Consider the following 21,852-nt stretch of genomic DNA (forward strand, 5'->3'; position numbering starts at 1 on the left):
GTAGTACATAGATAAATCGGAGGCCTTGTGTTTAAAGCTGTCGCGCGGATTGTCCGCACGCCTGACCTTCGCAGGAAGATCGGGTTCACGCTAGGCATCATCGCGCTGTTTAGGCTTGGCTCCTTCATCCCCGCGCCGTTCGTTGACTTCGGTAACGTTCAGGCCTGCCTTGCAGCGAACTCTTCCAGCGGCGGGCTGTACGACCTCATCAACCTTTTTAGCGGTGGGGCGCTCCTTCAACTTTCCGTATTTGCACTCGGAATCATGCCGTACATCACGGCGTCGATCATCGTGCAACTACTTCGCGTGGTCATCCCGCACTTCGAGACTCTTCACAAAGAGGGCCAGTCAGGTCAAGCGACGCTGACTCAGTACACCCGTTATCTCACGATCGCTCTCGCGATTCTTCAGTCGACGACACTCATCACTGTTGCCCGAAGCGGCGCACTGTTCCAGTCGGCTGGTGTTGCGGAGTGCAGCCAGCTCATTACGAACGACGCGTGGTACGCAATCTTGCTCATGGTTATTACCATGACGGCCGGTACTGGCCTCATTATGTGGATGGGTGAGCTGGTTACCGAGCGCGGTATCGGTAACGGTATGTCGCTGCTGATTTTCACCTCGATCGCAGCCACGTTCCCGAGCGCGCTCTGGGGCATCTACGTCAGCAACGGTATCGAGACCTTCGTTCTCGTGCTTCTCATGGGAATACTCATTATGGGAGCTGTCGTATTCGTCGAGCAGTCCCAGCGTCGTATCCCCGTGCAGTACGCCAAGCGTATGGTCGGTCGTCGCACGTATGGCGGCAACAACACTTACATCCCTATCAAGGTCAACATGGCCGGTGTGATCCCCGTGATTTTCGCATCGTCACTCTTGTACCTCCCCGCTCTGATCGCGCAGTTCAACCAGCCACAAGCTGGAGAGACTTCCGCAGCATGGGTTGTCTGGGTCCAGAACAACCTGGTCTCTGGTGATAGCCCGATTTACATGATCGGCTACTTCCTGCTCATCGTCGGCTTCACTTACTTCTACGTGGCAATCACGTTCAACCCTGAAGAAGTAGCCGACAACATGAAGAAGTACGGCGGCTTCATTCCAGGTATTCGCGCAGGTCGACCGACCGCTGAATACCTTGACTACGTACTTACTCGTGTGACCCTGCCCGGCTCGCTGTATCTCGGCCTTGTGGCAATGATCCCGCTGATCGCATTCGTGGTCATCGGGGCCAACCAGAATTTCCCATTCGGCGGAGCTAGCATCCTGATTATCGTTGGTGTCGGTCTTGAGACTGTCAAGCAAATCGATTCCCAGTTGCAGCAACGCCATTACGAAGGTTTGTTGCGTTGACACGACTCCTCCTGATTGGTCCCCCTGGCGCTGGAAAAGGCACCCAGGCTGCTCGTCTCGCCGAGATCTACGGCGTTCCGGCAATCTCCACTGGAGATATTTTTCGCAGCAATGTGAAGAACGGAACCGAGCTCGGAAACAAAGCGAAGGCATTCATGGATGCCGGAGACAACGTTCCCGACTCCCTGACAAACGCTCTCATTCGTGATCGCCTTGAGGATGACGATGCCAAGAATGGCTTCCTCCTCGACGGCTACCCGCGCACAACAGACCAGGTCCGTGAACTCGACGCTTTCCTTGCGACCCACGGCGCTGCGCTCGATGTCGTTGTCGAGCTCGAAGCCGACCCCGAGATTGTTATCGGACGTCTTCGTAAGCGTGCTCTCGAGCAGGGCCGTAGCGACGACACCGAAGACGTCGTACGTCACCGCCTTGAGGTGTACAGCGAGCAAACAGCCCCGCTGATCACGACGTACGCTGATCGTGGCGTGTTGGTAACTATCGATGCGCTCGGCGAAATCGATGCCGTAACGGCACGAATCACTGAGGCGCTGTTCGATCGCGGAATCTCAGCGACTGACGCTGGTTCGCGCTGACTCTTGTACTGAAGAAATCCCCGCTGCCTAGGGCCGCGGGGATTTTTCTTTGACCTGCACGCTGCGACACCGGAGCGTGCAGTTCGCAGCGTTGGACGCCTAATCCTCTATGCCCCGCACGAGTTCATCGATAAAGGTGGGGAAGTCCACAGCCTTTTTGACGAGCTGTTGGACGTAGTCCCTATCCGAGAAGACAGTAACGAACTGGTCGAACACTGTTTGGAAAGTCGTTCGTCCCGCTGCGCTGAACGCGATTAACGCAATCACATTGACGCGGTTCTCTCCCCACGGCATAGGCGTCTCGTTGATGACGATGCTGATCGCAGTGCGGTGGGCGTTCATAGTCATTGCGTGGGGGACCGCGAGGGTGTCAGTGAACGCGGTTGACGACATCCGTTCGCGTTCTATGGCACCGGTGATGTAGCTGTGGTCAATGACGCCGGCCTCGATCATCCGATGTCCCAGAGCAGCAATCATCGCTTCTTCGCTGGGTGCCGTGAAATTGCGGAGAAAGAGTGCGGGGTCGAAGAATCGAAGCAGCTCATCGGTGAGTTGACGTCGTCGACGCAGGCGACGCACCCGTCCTATAGCTCGGCGAATGGCATCGACGTCTGTCTCAGTGAGAAAAGGCTGGATCAGAATAACGTTGTCGGCGAAAGACCGAAGATCGATCGTCGTCAGCACAAGGTCGGTCGAGAGCTCGGCAAGATCCACATCGGTTCGCGTGATGACGATGCGGAGTTGCAGTTCGTCTCCCAGAACCGCCTCGATACGCTCACGAAGGATGACGTGGAGGTCGTGATAATTGGGGCAGACAAGCGCAGCGGTGAGGCGCACTTCGCGTTTCGCCTGACGCTCAAGGTGTGAGCCGACGTGAAGGGCGATGTAGGAGATCTCATCGTCGTGAATAACAATCCCCTCCTCGCGCTGCACCTCGGCGGCGATAAACACGGCGAGTTCATAAATCATCGGATAGGTGGTCTTGATCGACCGCGTCATCGGATTTCGCGAATACGAGAGGTCCTGCGCTCGCACGATGAGATTGCGCACGTGAAGTGACAGTCGCATGATGAAGTCGTCATCGTCGAGGTCGATGAGGTACTCCTCGCCCACGTGCTGCACCGTCCGCCGTACGCGAGATGTGAGTTCGTCGAGGTCAACATCGGCGGGGAAACCTGCTCCTGCAGGTCGAGTGATAACTCGGGTAGTGAGCAGAAGCTCAATCTCGTGGACATCGTCTTGGCGCAAGTTTGCGCCAAAATGTGTCGTAATGAGTGCAGCTAGGTCGCGCGAAAAAGTGGCTACCTCGTTCACCGGTTTGGCAGTAGCTGCCGAATCGGTGGTAGTGAGTTCGGTTCCTGCTGGCGAAGTTCGGTCCGCCGCGATCGCTACGTGGAGAAGTACGTGGTTGATCCCGTACTCATTAACGAAATACCCATGCGAGTCGAGAAGTTCGAGTAGTGCAGTCTTGAATGAGCGAAGATCGGACGACTCGAACTCGCGCTGAATACTCTCAAGTTCCAAAAATCCCTGAGATTCCTCGTGACGAAACATCTTGCTGAGCAAACGACGCAAATTGGGTTCGGTTCCGGCCAAGATCACAAGTGGACCTCGGCGCGTGAGCGTGAGCCCCGACTCTTCAACGACGGCTTTGACTTTCCGGAGGTCTGCTTCAATTGTCGACTCGCTCACGAAGAAGCTCTCGGCAAGCGCATGGATATCTGAGCCCTCGGGAGCATCTCCGAGGCGGCGAACCAGATGGTACTGACGATCGCGCGGGCGCTCTGCATCGCGGTTGGACGCTCCCTTGAGGAACTCGGCATAGTTGTCGCGATTGAGGCGATAGCCCGATGTCGAGGACTCAATGACTTCTAGGGGCAGCGCAGACGACTTGACGGCGGTTACATAACTGCGCACGCTGCGAGTAGTGACGCCGAGTTTGTCTGCGAGCTCGGCAGCCGTCACCCACGCCTCTGACTGAGCGAGGAGTTCTATGAGTCGCGCGTGGTTATCGAGCATGAGGTAACCATTCTTGCGTATGAACGTTTCCGCCGGGGCGGAAGCTTAACTACTGGAGCTAAGGGCCTTGCGCCAGCGACGATAGTGAGCGAAGGAAGTTCGTGGTTTTCGCGAGGAGGCGATCAGGTGTCTACAGTGCTGGTTCTTTGCGGCGCGGGTGCCTCGAGCACCTTCTTGGCGCACGCACTTCGCCGTCAGGCAAACGTTCGTGGTCTTACTCATACGTTCACACCGGCCAGTATCGCAGCGCTCAACATGCCACTCGCTTCCGTCGACGTTGTGTTGGTGAGCTCACACGTCTCAGATTTCTTCGACCAGGCCGAAGAAGCCGCGGTGGCGATTGGCGCGCGAGCGATCCAGCTTCCGGTGATCAACTTCAACGCGGCTGGGGCAGATATCGCCCTCGACCTCCTCGATGCCTTCCCCCACGCGACAACAGAAAGCAGCAACAATGGCTGAACAAACTATCCGAGTGGCATCGTCACACGGGCTCCATGCTCGTCCTGCGTCACTCTTCACCCAAGCGGCAGCGGCTTCCGGCCTCGATGTCACGATCGCGAAGGGTGACAAATCAGTCAACGCGTCGAGCATCCTGAGCGTTATCTCGCTCGGGGTAAGCCATGGAGACGAGGTCACCATCTCCGCGGAAGGCGATGGTGCAGATGCCGTCATCGCAGAGCTGACCGAAATTCTTAGTACAGATCACGACGAAAACTAGCCGTGCTCATTTGCTTCCCCTGCAGTATCCCAACATCACAGATATCGGAGTAAAAAAATGACAACGTCGTCTACGACCGCCAAGACTGGCGGTGCGCGCGTAGGGGTCCAGAAATTTGGAACCTTCGTCAGCGGAATGGTGATGCCCAACATTGCGGCATTCATCGCGTGGGGCTTCATCACCGCTCTGTTCATCCAAACAGGCTGGTTGCCGCTGCTCGGCATCGACCCGGTGTGGGTGCAGCAACTCGGCGGGTGGAGCCTCGACCCTGACGTAGAGAACACAGGCCTCGTCGGTCCAATGATTACCTACCTCTTGCCTTTGCTCATCGCTAACACCGCCGGCCGTATGGTCTACGGAGTTCGCGGTGGAGTCATCGGAACGATTGCAACGATGGGGGTCATCCTCGGTGCAGGTATTCCGATGTTCCTCGGTGCCATGATTGTCGGCCCCGGCGCGGCGTGGATTATGAAGAAGATCGACGGACTCTGGGCTGGCAAGATTCGTGCTGGCTTCGAGATGCTCGTCGACAACTTCTCCGGCGGAATCGTCGGCATGATTCTCGCTATCGGAGCGTTCTTCCTGATCGCTCCGATCGTGACCGCGATCAGTAATGGCTTGGAGACGGTTGTCGAGTTCCTTGTTCAGAATGGTCTGTTGCCGTTGGCGAGCATCTTCGTCGAACCAGGAAAGATTCTGTTCCTCAACAACGCCATCAACCATGGCGTATTCACGCCGCTGGGAACCATCCAGGCACAAGAGACCGGACAATCAATCCTCTTCCTCATCGAGGCAAACCCCGGTCCCGGTTTGGGAATCCTGCTTGCATTCCTCGTATTTGGAGTGGGTCTGATGCGCGCAAGTGCTCCTGGCGCGATTCTGATCCAGTTCGTCGGCGGTATCCACGAGATCTACTTCCCCTACGTTCTCGCCAAGCCGCTCTTGGTCGTGGCTGCAATTGCCGGTGGAATGACAGGTGTCCTGACGAACGTGATCTTCCAATCCGGACTGCGGGCGCCTGCAGCGCCTGGATCGATCATTGCGGTGCTCGCGCAGACCCCTCCGGGAAGCTTCCTGGGAGTCATCCTCTCCGTTGTCTTCTCCGCAGCCGTCTCGTTCGCAGTCGCTTCGGTGATCATTCGGGCCGGTCGCAAGCGTGACCTCGAAGCGCTCGCTAATGGCGACGACGCACTCGCCGCTGCCGTGGCGAAGAACGAAGCGAACAAGGGCCGCGAGAGCGCCGTTGGAGACCTGCTCAACGCGAACAGCGCAAGTGCTGCAACCGCTGGTGGTGCTGCGACAGCAACCAAGATCCAGAACGTTGTCTTCGCGTGTGACGCTGGGATGGGTTCAAGCGCTATGGGTGCAACTGTGCTGCGCAACAAACTCAAGAAGGCGGGCATCGAGGGAATCACTGTGACGAACAAGGCGATCTCGAACCTTGATGGTTCGGAAGACCTCGTGATCACGCAGAATCAGTTGACCGCACGAGCCTCGGAGAAAGTTCCCGGCGCGATCCATGTTTCAGTTGATAACTTCATGAACAGTCCCAAATACGATGAAGTCGTTGACATGGTGAGCAAGTAAGAGGAGAAATCATGAGCAAGGTACTCGAGCTAAGCCAGATCAAAGCGGATGGCACCGCACGCACCAAAGAGGACGCAATCGCTGAGGCGGCTGAGATTCTCATTACCGCCGGTGCAGTAACGCCCGAGTACCTTGGCTTCATGAAGGCTCGTGAAGAGTTGACGTCAACCTTCATGGGTAACTTCTTGGCCATCCCGCACGGCACGAACGAGGGCAAGGACACGATCCTGTCGTCTGCGCTCTCGTTCGTGCGGTACGCGGACCCCATTGATTGGGATGGTAACGAAGTTCGTTTCGTCGTCGGCATCGCGGGCAAAGACGGTGGGCATATGGACACTCTCGCCGCCGTTGCGACCATATTCAGTGACAACGACGAAGTGCAGAAACTCATCGATGCCTCCGACGAAGAGGAGCTTCTTGCTCTCCTGGGTGAATTGAACAACGCATGAAGGTCGTTCACTTCGGGGCAGGCAACATTGGCCGTGGTTTCGTTGGCCTCATTCTGCACAAGGCGGGTTACGAGATTGTGTTCGCGGATGTTGCGGCGCCACTCATCGACGCTTTGGCCGCCGCAGACAGTTACAAGGTCCATGAAGTCGGGGAGCAGCCTCACACCTGGACGGTAAACAACTTCCGCGCTCTCAACAGCGCAAGCAACGAAGCGGCAGTGATCGATGAGATCGCGACCGCTGACATGGTGACGACGGCGGTGGGACCGAACATCCTGAAGTTTGTTGCCCCGCTCATCGCGAACGCGATCAAGAATCGCGCTGAAGATCTGCCTCCGCTTCAGGTGCTCGCGTGCGAGAACGCGCTGTACGCGACGAACAATCTTCGCGCTGAAGTAGCAATTGCGGTGGATGCTGAAATGCTTGCCGCGCGGGCCATCTTCGCGAACACTGCTGTGGACCGAATTGTTCCCGCCCAGGATGCTGATGCCGGGCTAGACGTTACAGTGGAGGACTTTTTCGAGTGGGCGATTGAAAGTGCCCCTTTCGGAGACAACGTTCCCGAGATTGCCGACGTGCATTTTGTCGAGGATCTTGAGCCGTACATCGAGCGAAAACTATTCACGGTGAACACCGGTCACGCCACGTTGGCGTACCACGGTCGTGCCCATGGCGCGCAGACTCTGGCAGCCGCGATGGATATCGACGCTGTCTCTTCAGAGGTTGCTGCAGTTCTCGCTGAGACGAGTGCGATGCTCATCGCAAAACACGGATTCGATGCAGCAGAGCACGCCGAATACGTCTCGACCTGCACGCGTCGTTTCAGCAACCCTTACTTGCCGGATACGCCTGAACGCGTCGGGCGCAGCCCATTGCGCAAGCTCTCGCGCAATGAACGATTTGTCAGCCCAGCCAGCGAGCTTGCGGAATCCGGAACCACGCCAAGCGCACTCTTGCGAGCGATGGGAGCGGCCCTGCAGTTCGATGTTGCAGAAGACCCTGAAAGCGTGCGGATGCTCGAGCTGAGGTCATCGCTTTCCGCCGCCGAATTTGTGACACAGGTAATGGGTCTTCGTGACGGTGACGCCCTCTATGCCGACGCCGTCACAATGGTCAGCGAGCAATCCTAGACCCAACTTGGCGAAACGCCCGGGATTAGCGTAGGCTTGCTCTTTGGTGTTTCAGGCCGATTTTTTCGCGCCTTGGCTTTCTTGAAAGCCGCTCACCACAATCCACGCAGACCAGCGAACCACACTTATAGCGACGAAGAGGCTATGGCCAAAAAAGACGGTGTCATTGAGATCGAAGGAGCAGTAGTCGAGGCTCTGCCCAACGCGATGTTTCGTGTTGAGTTGACGAACGGCCACGTTGTGCTCGCGCACATCTCCGGCAAAATGCGACAGAACTACATTCGAATCCTCCCTGAGGACCGTGTAGTTGTAGAGCTGAGCCCGTATGACCTGACTCGCGGCCGTATCACCTACCGCTACAAGTAGATCGCGCTGGAAAGTAACGTCCACTCCGCCCTTGCGGGCTAGTGGAACGAAGACAGCGATTCACAAGGAAAAATAATGAAGGTTAACCCCAGCGTTAAGCCCATCTGCGACCACTGCCGCGTTATTCGCCGCAACGGACGCGTCATGGTTATCTGCAAGTCGAACCCGCGCCACAAGCAACGCCAGGGCTAAGGTTCCGCGAGCAGGTCGCACCAGTTGCGGGTGTGAAGCAAGTAATTGCTGAACACCGCAGCACACAACTCAATACAAAGAACTAGCAACACCAGATCTGACGTCAGCGCACGCTGGCCGCGGGGACACCATCGGTTGGAGGCCGGTGCACAGGTGCTGCTACAGACCTCCACTCATCAACAGGAGAAGCCACTATGGCACGTCTAGCCGGCGTCGACATCCCACGCGACAAGCGTGTAGAGGTCGCACTGACTTACATTTACGGTGTTGGCCGCACGAGGGCACTCAAGACCCTCGCCGACACCCAGATCAGCGGAGAGATCCGTGTTCAGGATCTCACCGACGATCAACTCATCGCGCTGCGCGACTACATCGAAGGAAACTTCCAAGTAGAAGGTGACCTCCGTCGTGAGGTTGCAGCAGACATCCGCCGCAAGGTTGAGATCGGCAGCTACCAGGGTATCCGTCACCGCAAGGGACTGCCCGTTCACGGACAGCGCACGAAGACCAACGCTCGTACCCGTAAGGGCCCGAAGCGCACCGTAGCCGGCAAGAAGAAGGCCCGATAGACCCTGGGTTCAACCCCAGCGTCGTCGCCATCAACGTTTTAGGAGAAAACAATGGCAGCACCAAAATCGGCCGCTCGTAAGCCGCGTCGTAAAGAAAAGAAGAATGTTGCTGTGGGCCAGGCTCACATCAAATCAACGTTCAACAACACCATCGTTACCATCACCGACCCCACCGGCGCAGTACTGAGCTGGTCGTCGTCAGGCGTCGTCGGCTTCAAGGGATCGCGCAAGTCGACCCCTTACGCTGCACAGATGTCCGCTGAGTCGGCTGCACGCCAGGCTCAGGAGCACGGTGTCAAGAAGGTAGACGTTTTCGTCAAGGGACCGGGTTCAGGTCGCGAAACTGCGATCCGTTCACTGCAGGCCGCTGGCCTCGAAGTGGGTTCGATCAACGACGTAACACCGCAGACGCACAACGGTTGCCGTCCGCCCAAGCGTCGTCGCGTTTAGTTTCACGCCGTACTAGCGAGGCAACTCTCTAGTGCTGGCGTCGTGGCGAGGGCCCTTGTGGCCCTCGCTCACAGTTCCAGCGCACAACTCAATACAACGTCGGGCCAGCCACCCGTCGCCCACAAGTGTCATATAGCGGACACTTTGCCGAAAGGAATTACCAGTGCTCATTGCACAGCGTCCCACCCTTGCTGAGGAGAACATCTCCGAATTCCGTTCACGGTTCGTTATCGAGCCGCTTGAACCCGGTTTCGGTTACACCCTCGGAAACTCACTTCGTCGCACCCTTCTTTCGTCGATCCCCGGAGCAGCTGTTACCAGCATCCGTATCGATGGAGTCCTTCACGAGTTCAGCACCGTCGCCGGTGTTAAAGAAGACGTGACTGAGGTCATCCTTAACATCAAGAACCTCGTAGTCTCCAGCGAGCACGACGAGCCCATCACCGCTTACCTGCGCAAGCAGGGTTCAGGTGAAGTTACCGCGGCTGACATTTCTGCGCCTGCCGGTGTAGAGATCCACAACCCGGAACTCGTCATTGCAACGCTCAACGACAAAGCCAAGTTTGAACTTGAGCTGACCATCGAGCGTGGCCGTGGCTACGTCACCGCAACGCAGAACCGCAGCGAGTTCAGCGAAGCCGGCCAAATTCCGGTCGACTCGATCTACTCGCCCGTACTCAAAGTCACGTACCGCGTCGAGGCAACTCGTGCCGGTGAGCGCACTGACTTCGACCGTCTCGTGGTGGATGTCGAAACCAAGTCGGCTATCACTCCTCGTGATGCAGTGGCTTCGGCCGGCCGCACGCTGACCGAACTGTTTGGACTCGCTCGCGAGCTCAACACGGCGGCAGAGGGTATTGAGATTGGTCCTGCACCGGTTGACGCCGTGCTCTCGACCGAGCTCAGCATGCCGATCGAAGATCTTGATCTTTCGGTGCGCAGCTACAACTGCCTCAAGCGCGAAGGCATCAACACCGTTAGTGAACTGGTCGCTCTGTCGGAGACCCAGCTCATGAACATCCGTAACTTCGGTCAGAAGTCGGTTGATGAAGTGCGCGACAAGCTTGTCGAAATGGGTCTGTCGTTGAAGGACAGCGTTCCCGGATTCGACGGAGCACACTTCTACGGCGGATACGCCGACGACGAGACCAACGCTTGAGCCGCTGGCTCGAACCTTTGACACTGGAGAACTAGAAAATGCCTACACCTACTAAGGGCCCGCGACTCGGCGGTGGACCGGCGCACGAGCGCCACATGCTCGCCAACCTGGCCGCAGCCCTGTTCACGCACAAGAGCATCAAGACAACGGAAACGCGCGCCAAGCGCCTGCGTCCCGTTGCTGAGCGTCTGATCACGTTCGCGAAGAAGGGTGACCTGCACAACCGTCGCCGCGCGCTCGGAATCATCGGCGACAAGACCGTCATTCACGAACTCTTCACGGTCATCGCACCGCAGGTTGAGAACCGTGATGGTGGTTACACCCGCATCACGAAGCTTGGTTTCCGCAAGGGTGACAACGCTTCGATGGTTCAGATGGAACTCGTTCTTGAGCCCGTAACGCCTAAGAAGAAGGCGCCGAAGGCCGCAGCTAAGGCTGAGCCCAAGGCTGCTGCAGAAGAGCCCGCCGCCCAGGAAGCTCCTGCTGAAGAAGTTGTCGCCGATGAGGCTGCAACCGAAGAGACTGCAGAAGAGAAGTAACTTTCTTCGCTTGAGAAGACCCCGGTTCCGCTTCGTGCGGGCCGGGGTTTTCTTGTTGAAATAGGGTTGAACTATGACTGAAGAGGTACCAGACGGCTCGCCGCTTGCGCCGGACGCAACCCCTTTTACTCGACTGCGCCTCGACATTGCCTATGACGGCACCAACTTCTTTGGTTGGGGAAAGCAGCCGCCGCCGCTGCGCACCGTTCAGGGCACCATCGAGGATGCTCTAGCGATCATTTTCCGCCGCTTCGGGGTAATCCCGCAGTTGGTTGTCGCTGGACGCACGGATGCTGGAGTGCACGCCACAGGGCAGGTTGCACACCTTGACCTGACCGAGTCTCAATTGCGGAGTCTTGATCGCCCGCGGCGCGGCAATATGGGGGGACGGCGGTATGACGGACCAGCCTCCTTGGCGCGCAGGATTAACGGAATCACTGGTCTCGAGTCAGACATCTTTGTCATGCAGTCGGTGATTGCACCGGAAGGTTTCGACGCACGCTTCTCGCCACTCTGGCGACGCTATGAGTACCGCATTGCCGACAACCTCTCGCCGCGAGATCCCCGCCAGCGCAATCACACGCTCTGGTACCCGGCCACTCTGGATGTCGACGCCATGAACGTAGCGGCGAATGAGCTCCTGGGACTTCATGACTGGGCCGCATACTGCAAGCCACGTGACGGGGCAACGACGGTTCGCACCCTAGAGCGATTCAGCTTCCGCCGTACCGAGGAGGGCATCATTTTGGCTGAAGTGCGCGCTGACGCTTTCTGCCACAGCATGGTGCGGTCGCTAGTGGGGGCAGGCGTGTATGTCGGGCAGGGCAAGATCGACAGCGCGCGCCCCGCCGACATTCGCGACGAACGTTCAAAGGGGAGCGAGTTCAAAGTGATGCCGGCGAAAGGGTTGTCTCTCGTTGAAGTGGGCTATCCGCCGGATGCCGAACTAGGCGCACGCGCAGAACTCACCCGTTCGCGTCGAGAGCTGTTCGACGAGGGCTGAGAGGCCAGCTCGGCCACGAGCTATCGCCCTCCGTCATCGCTGGCGTTTGCCGCGAAGCCGGAGTTCCGCTATTGTTGACCCTTGGTGTCTGCACTACAGGGTGCGACATCCGATCATGAGCCCTCCACCGGAATTGTTTCCTTCAGAAACAACCATCGGAGCGGGATTCACGAACACCTCACTCGATCAATGAAAGCAGCACTATTGTGACGCGCACATATTCGCCCAAGCCCGACGACATCAAGCGGGAATGGGTCATCATCGACGCAGCCGACATCGTCCTCGGTCGTCTCGCCAGCCACGCAGCCATCCTGCTCCGCGGAAAGCACAAGGCTACCTTTGCTCCGCACATGGACATGGGTGACTTCGTCATCATCATCAATGCTGAGAAGGTTGCCCTCACCGGCTCCAAGCTCAAGCAGAAGAAGGCTTACCGCCACTCCGGTTACCCGGGTGGGCTCACGGCCACCACGTACTCCGAGCTGTTGGAGAAGCACCCCACGCGTGCGGTTGAAAAGGCCATCCGTGGAATGCTCCCCAAGAACTCGCTCGGTCGCGCTCAGCTGACAAAGCTCAAGGTTTACGCAGGTGCTGAGCACCCGCACGCTGCTCAGCAGCCCACGCCGTACACCCTCGACCAGGTCGCTCAGTAGCGCCCGCGCTTTACGAAGCAAAGAATTAAAGGACTTATTACAGTGGCTAAGATCGAAGATTCAATCACCGAGGGTGCACCCGAGTCGTACACGACCGAGTCGGCAGCAGTAGAGGCGCCCAGTGCTCCTCGCCCCGTTCTCACCGTTCCCGGCGCAGCCGTAGGGCGTCGCAAGCAGGCTATTGCCCGCGTGCGTCTCGTTCCCGGTTCGGGCACCATCACGGTCAACGGCCGTGAGCTTGCCGAGTACTTCCCCAACAAGCTTCACCAGCAGCTCATCAACGATCCGTTCAAGATCCTTGACCTGCTCGGCGGCTACGACGTCATCGCACGCATCACCGGTGGTGGCCCCTCGGGTCAGGCCGGCGCACTGCGTCTCGGCATCGCTCGTTCGCTCAACCAGATTGACGAAGAGAACAACCGCGCTGCCCTCAAGAAGGCTGGCTTCCTCACTCGTGACGCTCGCGTCAAGGAGCGTAAGAAGGCTGGACTCAAGAAGGCGCGTAAGGCTCCGCAGTTCTCGAAGCGCTAACCCGCTTCGCCTGCTAGCGGCAACGTATGGCACGTCTTTTTGGTACAGATGGCGTTCGCGGACTTGCGAACAGCGATCTTACCGTCGAGCTTGCACTCGGCTTGGCTCAGTCGGCAGCAGTCGTACTGGGCCAAGGCCGAGTTGCTGATGGTCGGCGCGCTTCAGGCCGCCGACCCATTGCAGTTGTCGCACGCGACCCCCGCGTATCCGGCGAATTTATTTCCGCCGCAGTATCCGCGGGGCTCGCGAGCTCGGGCGTCGATGTCTTCGACGCCGGAGTAATCCCCACCCCGGCAGCAGCGTTCCTCGTTGCCGATTTCAAAGCCGACCTCGGAGTAATGATCTCCGCGTCGCACAATCCCGCTCCTGACAACGGAATCAAATTCTTTGGCCAGGGCGGCACCAAACTTCCCGATGAGGTCGAAGACCGCATCGAAGCGGCTCTCGCCGCTCCGAGCCTCGCTCCCACCGGCGTAGAAGTCGGCCGCATCCGCCGTTTCTCTGATGCCGAAGATCGCTACGTCGTTCACTTGCTGTCGACTCTGCCGAACCAGCTCGCCGGCATCCACGTCGTTCTCGACTGTGCTCATGGCGCCGCATCTGGCGTTTCACCTCAAGTATTTACGGATGCCGGGGCCAAAGTCACTGTGATCGGTGCTGATCCCGACGGAATCAACATCAATGACGGTGTCGGATCAACCCACCTCGACAATCTCGCTTCTGCCGTGCTCGCGCACGGCGCTGATGTCGGTATTGCGCACGACGGTGACGCCGATCGCTGCCTTGCTGTCGATAAAGAAGGCAACGTCGTCGATGGCGACCAAATCATGGCGATCCTCGCCGTGTCGATGGCAGAACGTGGTGTTCTCCACGACCGCACTCTTGTGGCGACAGTCATGAGCAATTTGGGTTTGCGCCGCGCGATGGCCGAGCACAACATCTCGATGCTCGAAACGAAGGTGGGCGACCGCTACGTGCTTGAAGCGCTTGGTGCCCACGGTCTGTCGCTGGGAGGCGAGCAGTCTGGCCACGTCATTATGACAAAGTTTGCGACTACAGGCGATGGCATTCTCACCGGTCTTCACCTCGTGGCCGAAATGGCTCGCACGGGCAAGACCTTGGCTCAGCTCGCGGCCGTAATGACCGTGTATCCGCAGGTCCTTGTCAACGTTCGCGGGGTCGACCACCACTCGCTCGGATCTGACGCCGTCATCGCTGATGCCGTTGCCGCGGTCGAAGCCGAATTGGGTGACACGGGGCGCGTGCTATTGCGGGCATCGGGAACCGAGCCCATGGTTCGCGTGATGGTTGAAGCCGAGCACCAGGAGATCGCGCAGGAGATGGCTGACCGTCTCGCCGCGATCGTGAGCGCCCAGCTCGGCCACTAGCGCTCAGCCGCTACAGCTCAGTCGCCTCAAGCGCTGCCTTCTTTTTTGGCACCACGCCACGGGACCTTAGGTCTTGCGCAATAGCACTTTCGAGACCGCGTGATTAGCGTCCTTGCGCAGAATGAGCGAGGCCCGCGGACGCGTCGGACGTACGTTCTGGATGAGGTTGGGCTCGTTCGTGCGCTTCCAGACTTCGCGGGCCCGAGCGCGCGCCGCTGCTTCATCGAGGTCGGCGAAGCGATGAAAGTAGGAACGCGGATTACTGAAGGCGCCGCGTTGAAGTCGCAGGAAGCGCTCTTCGTACCAGTGCGCAATATCGCTCGTACGGGCATCCACATAGATGGTGAAGTCGAAAAGATCGCTCACCGCGAGGCTCTTGTCTGCAATGGGCGGCTGGAGCACATTGAGACCCTCGACAATGAGAACATCGGGCTTGCGCACGGTAACGGCCGCATCTGGGATGATGTCGTACGCCAAGTGTGAATAAAACGGCGCCCGCACTTCGCGTTCACCCGCTTTAACCTTGCTTACAAAACGCAAGAGGGCACGGCGGTCGTAACTTTCGGGGAAACCTTTTCGTTCGAGGATGCCGCGGCGTTCAAGCTCGGCGTTGGGGTGCAAGAACCCATCGGTTGTGATGAGTTCGACTCGAGGCGTGCCCTCCCAACGGGAAAGAAGCTCGCGGAGCAGTCGAGCGATGGTGGACTTTCCCACGGCGACGGAGCCGGCAACCCCAATCACGAAGGGAGTGCTCGTAGTGGATGCTCCCAAAAATTGGGTTGTAGCGGCGTGGAGCCGCTGCGCGTTCTCGGCGTAGAGATTGAGGAGGCGGCTGAGAGGAAGATAGACCTCCGCTACCTCAGTGAGATCGAGTTCATCGCCGAGTCCGCGCAACTCAATGAGCTCCGCCTGAGTAAGGGGAACTTCCATTTTTGGGGCAAGTTCAGCCCAATCGCTCCGATCAATTTCAAAAAAGGGAGAGATGTGACCGTGTCCGGAGCCATGTTCGTGCATCACGTTCATCCTAACTGCGCACAGATACCCAGCTTGGGGAACTAAACTCGTTTCTATGTGTGGAATTGTGGGTTACGTCGGTAACAACAAAAGCCTTGAGGTTCTCCTCGGCGGACTTAAGCGTCTCGAATATCGGGGTTATGACTCCGCGGGTATCGCGATCATTGACGAGGATGGGGAACTCGGAACGCGCAAGCGTGCCGGCAAGCTTCAAATGCTCATCGACGATCTCGACGCGTCACCGCTCAGCAACGGAGCAACTGGTATCGGGCACACTCGGTGGGCGACTCACGGTGGCCCCACCGATGTGAACGCGCACCCGCATCTGGGGCGCGACTCGAAGCTCGCACTGATCCACAACGGAATCATCGAGAACTTCTCCGAGCTTAAGAACGAACTGCTGGCCGAGGGCGCGACCTTCGCTAGCGAGACTGACACCGAGGTGGCGGCACTCCTTGTCGGGCGCGAATACGAGAAGCGCGGAGACCTCACTGAGGCTTTGCGTGCTGTCGTTGCACGTCTTGAGGGTGCCTTCACTCTGCTTGCCGTGCACCAAGATCAGCCCGGCGTGGTTGTCGGCGCTCGCCGCAATTCGCCCCTCGTCATCGGCTTGGGCGACGGAGAGAACTTCCTCGGCTCCGACGTCGCCGCTTTCGTTGAATTCACGCGTCGCGCCGTTGCTATCGGTCAGGACCAGATCGTGACGATCCGTCCTGACTCTGTTGACGTTATCGACTTCGACGGCAATCCCGTTGAGGTTGAGGAGTTCGACATCGCTTGGGATGCCTCGGCATCTGAAAAGGGTGGTTGGTCGAGCTTCATGGCTAAGGAAATCAGCGAGGAGCCGGATGCCGTAGCCAACACCATTCTTGGTCGCGTTCAAGACGGCCTGGTCAAGCTCACTGAATTCGAGCCGCTCGGCGATGAGATCATCTCCAACATCGATCGCATCGTCGTTATTGCCTGTGGAACAGCCGCATACGCTGGAATGCTCGGCAAGTACGCCATTGAGGCGTGGGCTCGTGTACCTGTTGACGTTGAGCTCGCTCACGAGTTCCGTTACCGTAACCCGATTCTGACTGAACGTACGCTCGTCATCTCGATTAGCCAGTCTGGTGAGACGATGGACACGCTTATGGCGGTCAAGTTCGCGATGGAGTCCGGCGCGAAGGTTGTTTCCGTGTGCAACACGCACGGAGCGACGATTCCGCGCGAGTCGCACGCTGTTGTTTACACTCACGCTGGTCCTGAGGTTGCTGTGGCATCCACAAAGGCTTTTGTCGCTCAGGTAACCGCGCTCTACCTGATTGGATTGCACATCGCTGGTGTGCGGGGCACTCTCACCGACGAGGCCATTCGCGAGAACGTCGCGGAGCTTCAGGCTGTGCCCGACAAGATCTCTGAGGTTCTCGTGACCTCGCAGTCGATCAAGCAGCTGGCGCATTGGATGACGGACACCCAGTCCGTGCTCTTCCTCGGTCGCCACGTTGGTTACCCAGTTGCACTTGAGGGCGCGCTTAAGCTCAAGGAGCTGGCCTACATCCACGCTGAGGGCTTCGCTGCTGGCGAGCTCAAGCACGGACCTATTGCGCTCATCGAGCCGGGTCAGGTCGTGTTTGTGATTGTTCCGAGCCCGCGTGACCCCAACTCGCTGCACAAGAAGGTTGTCTCGAACATTCAAGAGATCCGTGCGCGTGGCGCTCGCGTCATCGCGATTGCGGAGAAGGGCGATGCTGCCGTGCTTCCCTTCGCTGACGAAGTGATCCCGATTCCGTTGGCTGGTTCGTTCTTCGAGCCGCTACTGGCTGTGATCCCGCTGCACATCTTCGGTATGGAGCTCTCTGCTGCGAAGGGACTCGACGTCGACCAGCCTCGCAACCTCGCGAAGTCTGTCACTGTCGAATAGGTTTCACCGTGATTGTGGGGATCGGTGTGGATGTTGTCGACGTCGCTCGTTTTGAGCGCGCGTTGCAGCGCACACCGACCCTCACATCGCGGCTGTTCTCTGAGAGCGAACAGCTCAAGGAGGGCAAGCCGCGGCCGCTTCGCTCCCTCGCGGGAAGGTTCGCGGCGAAAGAGGCCCTCATCAAAGCGCTCGGCGACTCGAGCGGTGTGACCTGGCATGACATGCAGGTGGTTTCTGATGCGCTCGGAAATCCCTCGTTTGAACTCCAGAATTCGACGAAGGCTATCGCTGATCGTCGAGGAATTACGTCACTGCACTTGTCCATGAGCCATGATGCCGGTATCGCAATCGCCTACGTCATTGCGGAGGCCACCCCATGAGCGACCTCCGACTCGCCACGATCAACACGGCAGCCATCAGCCACAACATCGAGGTTCTACGAACCCTCGTCGCGCCAGCGCAAGTAATGGCGGTCGTCAAGGCTGACGGGTACGGCCACGGTGCGATTCCCAGTGCGCGTGCAGCGCTCGAGGGAGGCGCCGACTGGCTCGGCGTCGCTGATGTGAGCGAAGCGTTCTCGTTGCGCGAGGCAGGTATCAACGCTCCGCTCTTAGCGTGGTTGCATCAGCCGGGGGCGGCCTTTGGTGATGCGGTGCGCGCGAATATTGACCTCGGCGTGAGCAGCATTGCGCAACTGAACGAGGTGGCTGCGACATCCGAGACCGCCTCTGTACACGTGAAAGTCGATACTGGGCTGCACCGCAATGGTGCTTTTTTGGATGAATGGCAGCAGTTTTTTGAACTCGCTGTCGCCCACGAACTCGCGGGCCGGATTCGCGTCCGCGGACTCTGGAGCCACTTAGCCAATGCGGGGGCCGAGAACGATGCAGATCAAATAGAGCAGTTTTCTGCAGCAATCAGAATGGCGCAGTCGGTGGGACTGCGGCCCGAGCTTCGTCATCTGGCTGCCTCAGAGGGCGCAATCAAACATCCGGCGGCTCGCTTTGATCTCGTGCGTGTGGGCATTTCGGGTTACGGTCTTGCGCCGGCAGGCGATGTGGATGCCGCAGCTCTCGGTCTTGTGCCAGCGATGACGCTGAGCGCGCCGGTGATTTCGGTAAAGCGAGTTTCGGCGGGTTCGGGTGTTTCGTACGGCTATTCGTATCGGTGCGAGCGCGATACGACTCTTGCGCTTGTTCCTCTTGGTTACGCGGATGGTGTCCCGCGTCATGCCTCGAACCGGGGGCCCGTCTCGATCAATGGTGCTGTCGGCCGGGTTGCCGGGCGAGTGGCCATGGACCAGATTGTGGTCGATATGGGTGATGCCGCCGTCGCGGTGGGAGACGAGGCTGTGCTGTTTGGCGACCCGGCACTCGCTCTGCCGAGCGCGGATAACTGGGCTGCGGCTGCAGACACCATCAACTACGAAATCGTGACCCGAGTGGGTCCGCGCGTGACCCGCAGGTATGAGTCGTGACCACCTTCACGATTGCCTCTCCTGAGCGGATGGCTGAGCTCGGTGTCGTTATTGCCGCGCAACTTGAGGCAGGCGACCTCGTTTTGCTCAACGGAGAGCTGGGGGCGGGCAAGACAACGTTGACGCGGGCAATTGGCGAGACTCTGGGCATTCGTGGCACTGTGACGAGCCCGACTTTTGTTCTTGCGCGCACACACCCGCGACTGGATGCTTCCGGGGCTGAGATTTCGGTCGATGAGGCGCCGCCGCTCGTGCATGTCGATGCCTACCGGCTGGGGAGCGCGGTGGAGCTCGATGATCTCGATATCGATTTTGATGCGTCAATTGTCGTTGTCGAGTGGGGTGCTGGATTGCTCGACGGTGTGAGCGATAGCTGGCTCACAGTAGACATTGCCCGTCCGATCGGTGCGGGCTCTGACGTCGATGGTCATGGAGACGGTTCCGATGACGATTTCGCCGAAGAGCCGGTTGAGCCGCGCACGGTGACCGTAACGGGGCACGGTCCCCGATGGGCAGACATGGAGTGGATCAATGCTGTTAGCGATTGATACCTCGGCGGGCACAACCGTTGCGGTTGTTGACGATGACGGGATAGTGCGCGCGGAACACAATTCTCTCGACACCCGTAAACATGCTGAGGTGGTGGGCGACTTCATCCACGCGAGTCTTGTTGAGGCTGGAATTGCTGTAACCGACCTGACCGGTGTGGTTGCGGGGATGGGGCCGGGTCCCTTCACGGGTTTGCGCGTCGGTATCGTTGCCGCTCGAGCATTCGCCTTCGGGGCAAAGCTGCCGCTGCTGCCCGTCGTCACACATGATGCCTTGGCTCTCGGCGAGACTGCACCCGTCGTTATCGCCACGGACGCACGCCGCAAAGAGCTCTACTGGTCAACCTATGAAGGGTCGGATGTCGCGGGGCTGCCGTTGCGCGTCGCTGGCCCTGCTTTGGCTCCTGCTGCTGAACTCGCGTCGAGCGTTCCGAACTTCGAACACTTCGCGCTCCGGGACACAGAGCCGGTGCATGCCTCGCGCCTTGCACGCCTTGCATATTTGCTGCTCCAGAACGACCGTCCTTTTGCTGGCGAAGACGCGCTCTATTTGCGTTCGCCCGATGTCACCCTCTCCGCAGGGCCGAAACGAGTTACCTCATGAGTTGGCAGTTGCGCCGCGCCACTATCGATGATCTTGACGGCATCATGGCGATTGAATCACGCGAGTTTGCCAACGATGCGTGGTCGAGCGACATGATGCGGGCCGAGCTTGGCGACAACCACGGTTACTACCTCGTGGCGACTCCGCTTGTGGAGCCGGCCGTGGTGACTGCCTACGCCGGCTTGCGTGCTCCGCACCGCTCGGGTCAAGCCGACATCCAGACCATTGCTGTTGCAGCGGATGCTCGCCGCCAAGGGATCGGTCGTGCGTTGATGCACGCGCTCATGGTTGAGGCTCGCGATCGTGGTGCCAGCGAACTCTTTCTCGAGGTGCGCGATGACAATCCTTCCGCGCAGCGAATGTATGACTCGCTCGGCTTTGAGCGCATCGCGGTGCGGCCGAATTACTATCAACCGGATGGCGTGGACGCGATCGTGATGAAACTGACTATTCCCGAGCCGAAGCTCTCCCCGGCGGTTGGCCGGTGAGCCTGAGTGGAGAGAGTGCGACTGTGGTGTCGGCGCTCTCAGGAGAAATGCCGAGTAACACTACGAATCCGCTCGTGTTAGGAATCGAAACGAGCTGTGATGAGACGGGCATCGGAATCGTTCGTGGCAACCACTTATTGGCGAACGTGATTTCTTCGTCGATGGAAGAGCACGCGCGCTATGGGGGAGTGGTGCCGGAGGTTGCTGCGCGAGCTCACCTCGAAGCGCTCCAGCCAGCACTGGAGCAGGCGCTCGCCGAGGCGGGTGTGGAACTCTCGGAGCTCGACGCTATCGCGGTGACGAGCGGGCCAGGGCTGGCAGGGGCGCTCATGGTCGGGGTCGCGGCGGCGAAAGCGCTGTCTGTAGCTACCGGCAAGCCTCTTTATGCCGTGAACCACCTTGTCGGCCATGTCGGTGCAGATGTGCTCCGCGATGACGGCACTGAGATCGATTTGCCGACCATTGCGCTGCTCGTCTCCGGTGGGCACACGTCGCTGCTGCACGTGCGGGATCTGGTCTCGGATGTCGAGTTGTTGGGCGAGACTATCGACGATGCAGCGGGCGAGGCGTTCGACAAGGTCGCTCGCTTGCTTGGCTTGCCCTATCCAGGCGGCCCTCACATCGACCGGATCGCGGCTGCCGGCGACCCCACAGCGATTCGTTTTCCTCGCGGTCTCAGCTTGCCGAAAGATCGCGAACGCCATCGATATGACTTCTCCTTCTCTGGGCTCAAGACGGCGGTTGCGCGCTGGGTGGAGCGCGAGCAAGACGCCGGCACAGACTTTTCGAAGGCGGATGTCGCGGCCAGTTTCCGCGAGGCCGTTGTGGATGTTCTGCTTACTAAAGCTGTCGCGGCGTGTGTAGATCGCGATGTGCCTCGCCTCCTTCTCGGCGGCGGTGTCGTTGCGAACGCTCGTGTGCGAGAACTGGCGGCGGAACGGTGCACGGCGGCCGGTATCCAATTGCGAATTCCTCCGTTGTCGCTGTGTACCGACAACGGAGCGATGATTGCAGCCCTGGGCGCCCAATTGGTGATGGCAGGCAAAAGACCCTCAACTTTGGGCTTTAGTGCTGATTCCACGCTGCCTGTAACGCTCATTCAGGCGTAACGCGCTC

At 58.9% G+C, this 21,852-nt stretch carries 26 protein-coding genes; 24 read left to right on the forward strand and 2 right to left on the reverse strand.

All coding sequences use genetic code 11. From position 1 onward, the window contains the following. Positions 1-27: 27 nt before the first annotated feature. Positions 28-1,350: a preprotein translocase subunit SecY gene (gene secY / locus AACZ26_RS03455; RefSeq protein WP_339619158.1), complete on the forward strand. Its 1,323-nt coding sequence runs from the start codon at positions 28-30 to the stop codon at positions 1,348-1,350. Beyond that, on the forward strand, positions 1,347-1,946 hold the full coding sequence (locus AACZ26_RS03460; protein ID WP_339619159.1) for an adenylate kinase: 600 nt from the start codon (positions 1,347-1,349) through the stop codon (positions 1,944-1,946). The genes secY and AACZ26_RS03460 overlap by 4 nt, the downstream gene beginning before the upstream one ends. Before the next feature lie 99 nt (positions 1,947-2,045). Here AACZ26_RS03460 and AACZ26_RS03465 read toward each other — a convergent pair whose 3' ends face one another. Then, complete coding sequence (locus AACZ26_RS03465; protein WP_339619160.1) at positions 2,046-3,965, reverse strand: PTS sugar transporter subunit IIA; 1,920 nt, start codon at positions 3,963-3,965, stop codon at positions 2,046-2,048. Positions 3,966-4,091: 126 nt separating this feature from the next. Here AACZ26_RS03465 and AACZ26_RS03470 point away from each other — a divergent pair, with 126 nt between their 5' ends. The 15 genes from AACZ26_RS03470 (at position 4,092) to glmM (ending at position 14,699) form a co-directional block, all read left to right on the forward strand. Then, entirely contained in the window at positions 4,092-4,424 is a 333-nt protein-coding gene (locus AACZ26_RS03470; RefSeq protein WP_339619161.1) for a PTS sugar transporter subunit IIC, read from the forward strand. Further along, positions 4,417-4,683 carry an HPr family phosphocarrier protein gene (locus AACZ26_RS03475; RefSeq protein WP_100388210.1) on the forward strand — a complete coding sequence of 89 codons (267 nt, stop codon included), beginning with the start codon at positions 4,417-4,419 and terminating at the stop codon, positions 4,681-4,683. The genes AACZ26_RS03470 and AACZ26_RS03475 overlap by 8 nt, the downstream gene beginning before the upstream one ends. A gap of 57 nt (positions 4,684-4,740) precedes the next feature. Further along, positions 4,741-6,270, forward strand: a complete 1,530-nt coding sequence (locus tag AACZ26_RS03480; RefSeq protein WP_339619163.1) for a PTS mannitol transporter subunit IICB — start codon at positions 4,741-4,743, stop codon at positions 6,268-6,270. 11 nt (positions 6,271-6,281) lie between these two features. After that, positions 6,282-6,719, forward strand: coding sequence for a PTS sugar transporter subunit IIA (locus AACZ26_RS03485; protein WP_339619165.1), 438 nt, complete (start codon positions 6,282-6,284; stop codon positions 6,717-6,719). Further along, positions 6,716-7,849 carry a mannitol-1-phosphate 5-dehydrogenase gene (locus AACZ26_RS03490; RefSeq protein WP_339619166.1) on the forward strand — a complete coding sequence of 378 codons (1,134 nt, stop codon included), beginning with the start codon at positions 6,716-6,718 and terminating at the stop codon, positions 7,847-7,849. Before AACZ26_RS03485 ends, AACZ26_RS03490 begins: the two co-directional genes overlap by 4 nt. Before the next feature lie 144 nt (positions 7,850-7,993). Continuing rightward, positions 7,994-8,215 (forward strand): translation initiation factor IF-1, encoded by a 222-nt coding sequence (infA, locus tag AACZ26_RS03495; protein ID WP_010203795.1) that lies wholly within the window; start codon positions 7,994-7,996, stop codon positions 8,213-8,215. A 75-nt stretch (positions 8,216-8,290) separates the two neighbouring features. After that, entirely contained in the window at positions 8,291-8,407 is a 117-nt protein-coding gene (gene rpmJ, locus AACZ26_RS03500) for a 50S ribosomal protein L36 (protein WP_129072182.1), read from the forward strand. Between the two features lie 194 nt (positions 8,408-8,601). Beyond that, a complete protein-coding gene (gene rpsM, locus AACZ26_RS03505) occupies positions 8,602-8,976 on the forward strand; it encodes a 30S ribosomal protein S13 (RefSeq protein WP_197106439.1) in 375 nt (124 codons plus the stop codon). Between the two features lie 51 nt (positions 8,977-9,027). Continuing rightward, positions 9,028-9,426, forward strand: coding sequence for a 30S ribosomal protein S11 (gene rpsK / locus AACZ26_RS03510; protein WP_100388216.1), 399 nt, complete (start codon positions 9,028-9,030; stop codon positions 9,424-9,426). Between the two features lie 163 nt (positions 9,427-9,589). Continuing rightward, entirely contained in the window at positions 9,590-10,585 is a 996-nt protein-coding gene (locus tag AACZ26_RS03515) for a DNA-directed RNA polymerase subunit alpha (protein WP_100388217.1), read from the forward strand. Between the two features lie 38 nt (positions 10,586-10,623). Beyond that, positions 10,624-11,124: a 50S ribosomal protein L17 gene (gene rplQ, locus AACZ26_RS03520; RefSeq protein WP_339619171.1), complete on the forward strand. Its 501-nt coding sequence runs from the start codon at positions 10,624-10,626 to the stop codon at positions 11,122-11,124. 73 nt (positions 11,125-11,197) lie between these two features. After that, positions 11,198-12,127: a tRNA pseudouridine synthase A gene (locus AACZ26_RS03525; RefSeq protein WP_339619172.1), complete on the forward strand. Its 930-nt coding sequence runs from the start codon at positions 11,198-11,200 to the stop codon at positions 12,125-12,127. A 206-nt stretch (positions 12,128-12,333) separates the two neighbouring features. Further along, positions 12,334-12,780: a 50S ribosomal protein L13 gene (gene rplM / locus AACZ26_RS03530; RefSeq protein WP_339619175.1), complete on the forward strand. Its 447-nt coding sequence runs from the start codon at positions 12,334-12,336 to the stop codon at positions 12,778-12,780. Positions 12,781-12,822: 42 nt separating this feature from the next. Next, a complete protein-coding gene (gene rpsI, locus AACZ26_RS03535) occupies positions 12,823-13,311 on the forward strand; it encodes a 30S ribosomal protein S9 (protein WP_100388230.1) in 489 nt (162 codons plus the stop codon). Between the two features lie 26 nt (positions 13,312-13,337). Continuing rightward, positions 13,338-14,699 (forward strand): phosphoglucosamine mutase, encoded by a 1,362-nt coding sequence (gene glmM / locus AACZ26_RS03540; protein ID WP_339619178.1) that lies wholly within the window; start codon positions 13,338-13,340, stop codon positions 14,697-14,699. Positions 14,700-14,765: 66 nt separating this feature from the next. Here the strand turns inward: glmM and coaA are convergent, their stop codons facing one another. Continuing rightward, complete coding sequence (gene coaA, locus AACZ26_RS03545) at positions 14,766-15,722, reverse strand: type I pantothenate kinase (RefSeq protein WP_339619180.1); 957 nt, start codon at positions 15,720-15,722, stop codon at positions 14,766-14,768. A gap of 46 nt (positions 15,723-15,768) precedes the next feature. Between coaA and glmS the strand changes: the two genes are divergently transcribed. Genes glmS through tsaD form a run of 7 tightly spaced genes read left to right on the forward strand, consistent with a single transcriptional unit; the run spans position 15,769 to position 21,845 of the window. Further along, positions 15,769-17,619 (forward strand): glutamine--fructose-6-phosphate transaminase (isomerizing), encoded by a 1,851-nt coding sequence (gene glmS / locus AACZ26_RS03550; protein WP_339619182.1) that lies wholly within the window; start codon positions 15,769-15,771, stop codon positions 17,617-17,619. 8 nt (positions 17,620-17,627) lie between these two features. Beyond that, on the forward strand, positions 17,628-17,999 hold the full coding sequence (locus AACZ26_RS03555) for a holo-ACP synthase (RefSeq protein ID WP_339619183.1): 372 nt from the start codon (positions 17,628-17,630) through the stop codon (positions 17,997-17,999). After that, positions 17,996-19,096 (forward strand): alanine racemase, encoded by a 1,101-nt coding sequence (alr, locus tag AACZ26_RS03560; RefSeq protein WP_339619184.1) that lies wholly within the window; start codon positions 17,996-17,998, stop codon positions 19,094-19,096. Before AACZ26_RS03555 ends, alr begins: the two co-directional genes overlap by 4 nt. Beyond that, a complete protein-coding gene (gene tsaE, locus AACZ26_RS03565; RefSeq protein WP_339619186.1) occupies positions 19,093-19,644 on the forward strand; it encodes a tRNA (adenosine(37)-N6)-threonylcarbamoyltransferase complex ATPase subunit type 1 TsaE in 552 nt (183 codons plus the stop codon). Before alr ends, tsaE begins: the two co-directional genes overlap by 4 nt. Then, the gene (tsaB, locus tag AACZ26_RS03570) at positions 19,628-20,248 is read left to right on the forward strand and encodes a tRNA (adenosine(37)-N6)-threonylcarbamoyltransferase complex dimerization subunit type 1 TsaB (RefSeq protein ID WP_339619188.1); all 621 of its coding nucleotides are present in this window, start codon (positions 19,628-19,630) and stop codon (positions 20,246-20,248) included. The genes tsaE and tsaB overlap by 17 nt, the downstream gene beginning before the upstream one ends. Then, positions 20,245-20,736 (forward strand): ribosomal protein S18-alanine N-acetyltransferase, encoded by a 492-nt coding sequence (gene rimI, locus AACZ26_RS03575; RefSeq protein ID WP_339619190.1) that lies wholly within the window; start codon positions 20,245-20,247, stop codon positions 20,734-20,736. Before tsaB ends, rimI begins: the two co-directional genes overlap by 4 nt. Positions 20,737-20,783: 47 nt before the next feature. After that, on the forward strand, positions 20,784-21,845 hold the full coding sequence (tsaD, locus tag AACZ26_RS03580; RefSeq protein WP_339619192.1) for a tRNA (adenosine(37)-N6)-threonylcarbamoyltransferase complex transferase subunit TsaD: 1,062 nt from the start codon (positions 20,784-20,786) through the stop codon (positions 21,843-21,845). Positions 21,846-21,852: the final 7 nt, after the last annotated feature.

Origin of the sequence: uncultured Salinibacterium sp. (assembly GCF_963974405.1) — a bacterium.
In the GTDB taxonomy this organism is placed as follows: Bacteria; Actinomycetota; Actinomycetes; order Actinomycetales; family Microbacteriaceae; genus Rhodoglobus.

Coding starts and splice junctions, on each gene's coding strand:
- coaA (WP_339619180.1), bottom strand. CDS start 15,722: ATGAACGTGATGCACGAACATGGCTCCGGACACGGTCACATCTCTCCC.
- tsaD (WP_339619192.1), top strand. CDS start 20,784: ATGCCGAGTAACACTACGAATCCGCTCGTGTTAGGAATCGAAACGAGC.
- glmM (WP_339619178.1), top strand. CDS start 13,338: ATGGCACGTCTTTTTGGTACAGATGGCGTTCGCGGACTTGCGAACAGC.
- AACZ26_RS03475 (WP_100388210.1), top strand. CDS start 4,417: ATGGCTGAACAAACTATCCGAGTGGCATCGTCACACGGGCTCCATGCT.
- rpsM (WP_197106439.1), top strand. CDS start 8,602: ATGGCACGTCTAGCCGGCGTCGACATCCCACGCGACAAGCGTGTAGAG.
- glmS (WP_339619182.1), top strand. CDS start 15,769: ATGTGTGGAATTGTGGGTTACGTCGGTAACAACAAAAGCCTTGAGGTT.
- infA (WP_010203795.1), top strand. CDS start 7,994: ATGGCCAAAAAAGACGGTGTCATTGAGATCGAAGGAGCAGTAGTCGAG.
- tsaB (WP_339619188.1), top strand. CDS start 19,628: ATGCTGTTAGCGATTGATACCTCGGCGGGCACAACCGTTGCGGTTGTT.
- rplQ (WP_339619171.1), top strand. CDS start 10,624: ATGCCTACACCTACTAAGGGCCCGCGACTCGGCGGTGGACCGGCGCAC.
- AACZ26_RS03525 (WP_339619172.1), top strand. CDS start 11,198: ATGACTGAAGAGGTACCAGACGGCTCGCCGCTTGCGCCGGACGCAACC.
- AACZ26_RS03465 (WP_339619160.1), bottom strand. CDS start 3,965: ATGCTCGATAACCACGCGCGACTCATAGAACTCCTCGCTCAGTCAGAG.
- rimI (WP_339619190.1), top strand. CDS start 20,245: ATGAGTTGGCAGTTGCGCCGCGCCACTATCGATGATCTTGACGGCATC.
- AACZ26_RS03490 (WP_339619166.1), top strand. CDS start 6,716: ATGAAGGTCGTTCACTTCGGGGCAGGCAACATTGGCCGTGGTTTCGTT.
- AACZ26_RS03480 (WP_339619163.1), top strand. CDS start 4,741: ATGACAACGTCGTCTACGACCGCCAAGACTGGCGGTGCGCGCGTAGGG.
- alr (WP_339619184.1), top strand. CDS start 17,996: ATGAGCGACCTCCGACTCGCCACGATCAACACGGCAGCCATCAGCCAC.
- rpsK (WP_100388216.1), top strand. CDS start 9,028: ATGGCAGCACCAAAATCGGCCGCTCGTAAGCCGCGTCGTAAAGAAAAG.
- AACZ26_RS03485 (WP_339619165.1), top strand. CDS start 6,282: ATGAGCAAGGTACTCGAGCTAAGCCAGATCAAAGCGGATGGCACCGCA.
- rpmJ (WP_129072182.1), top strand. CDS start 8,291: ATGAAGGTTAACCCCAGCGTTAAGCCCATCTGCGACCACTGCCGCGTT.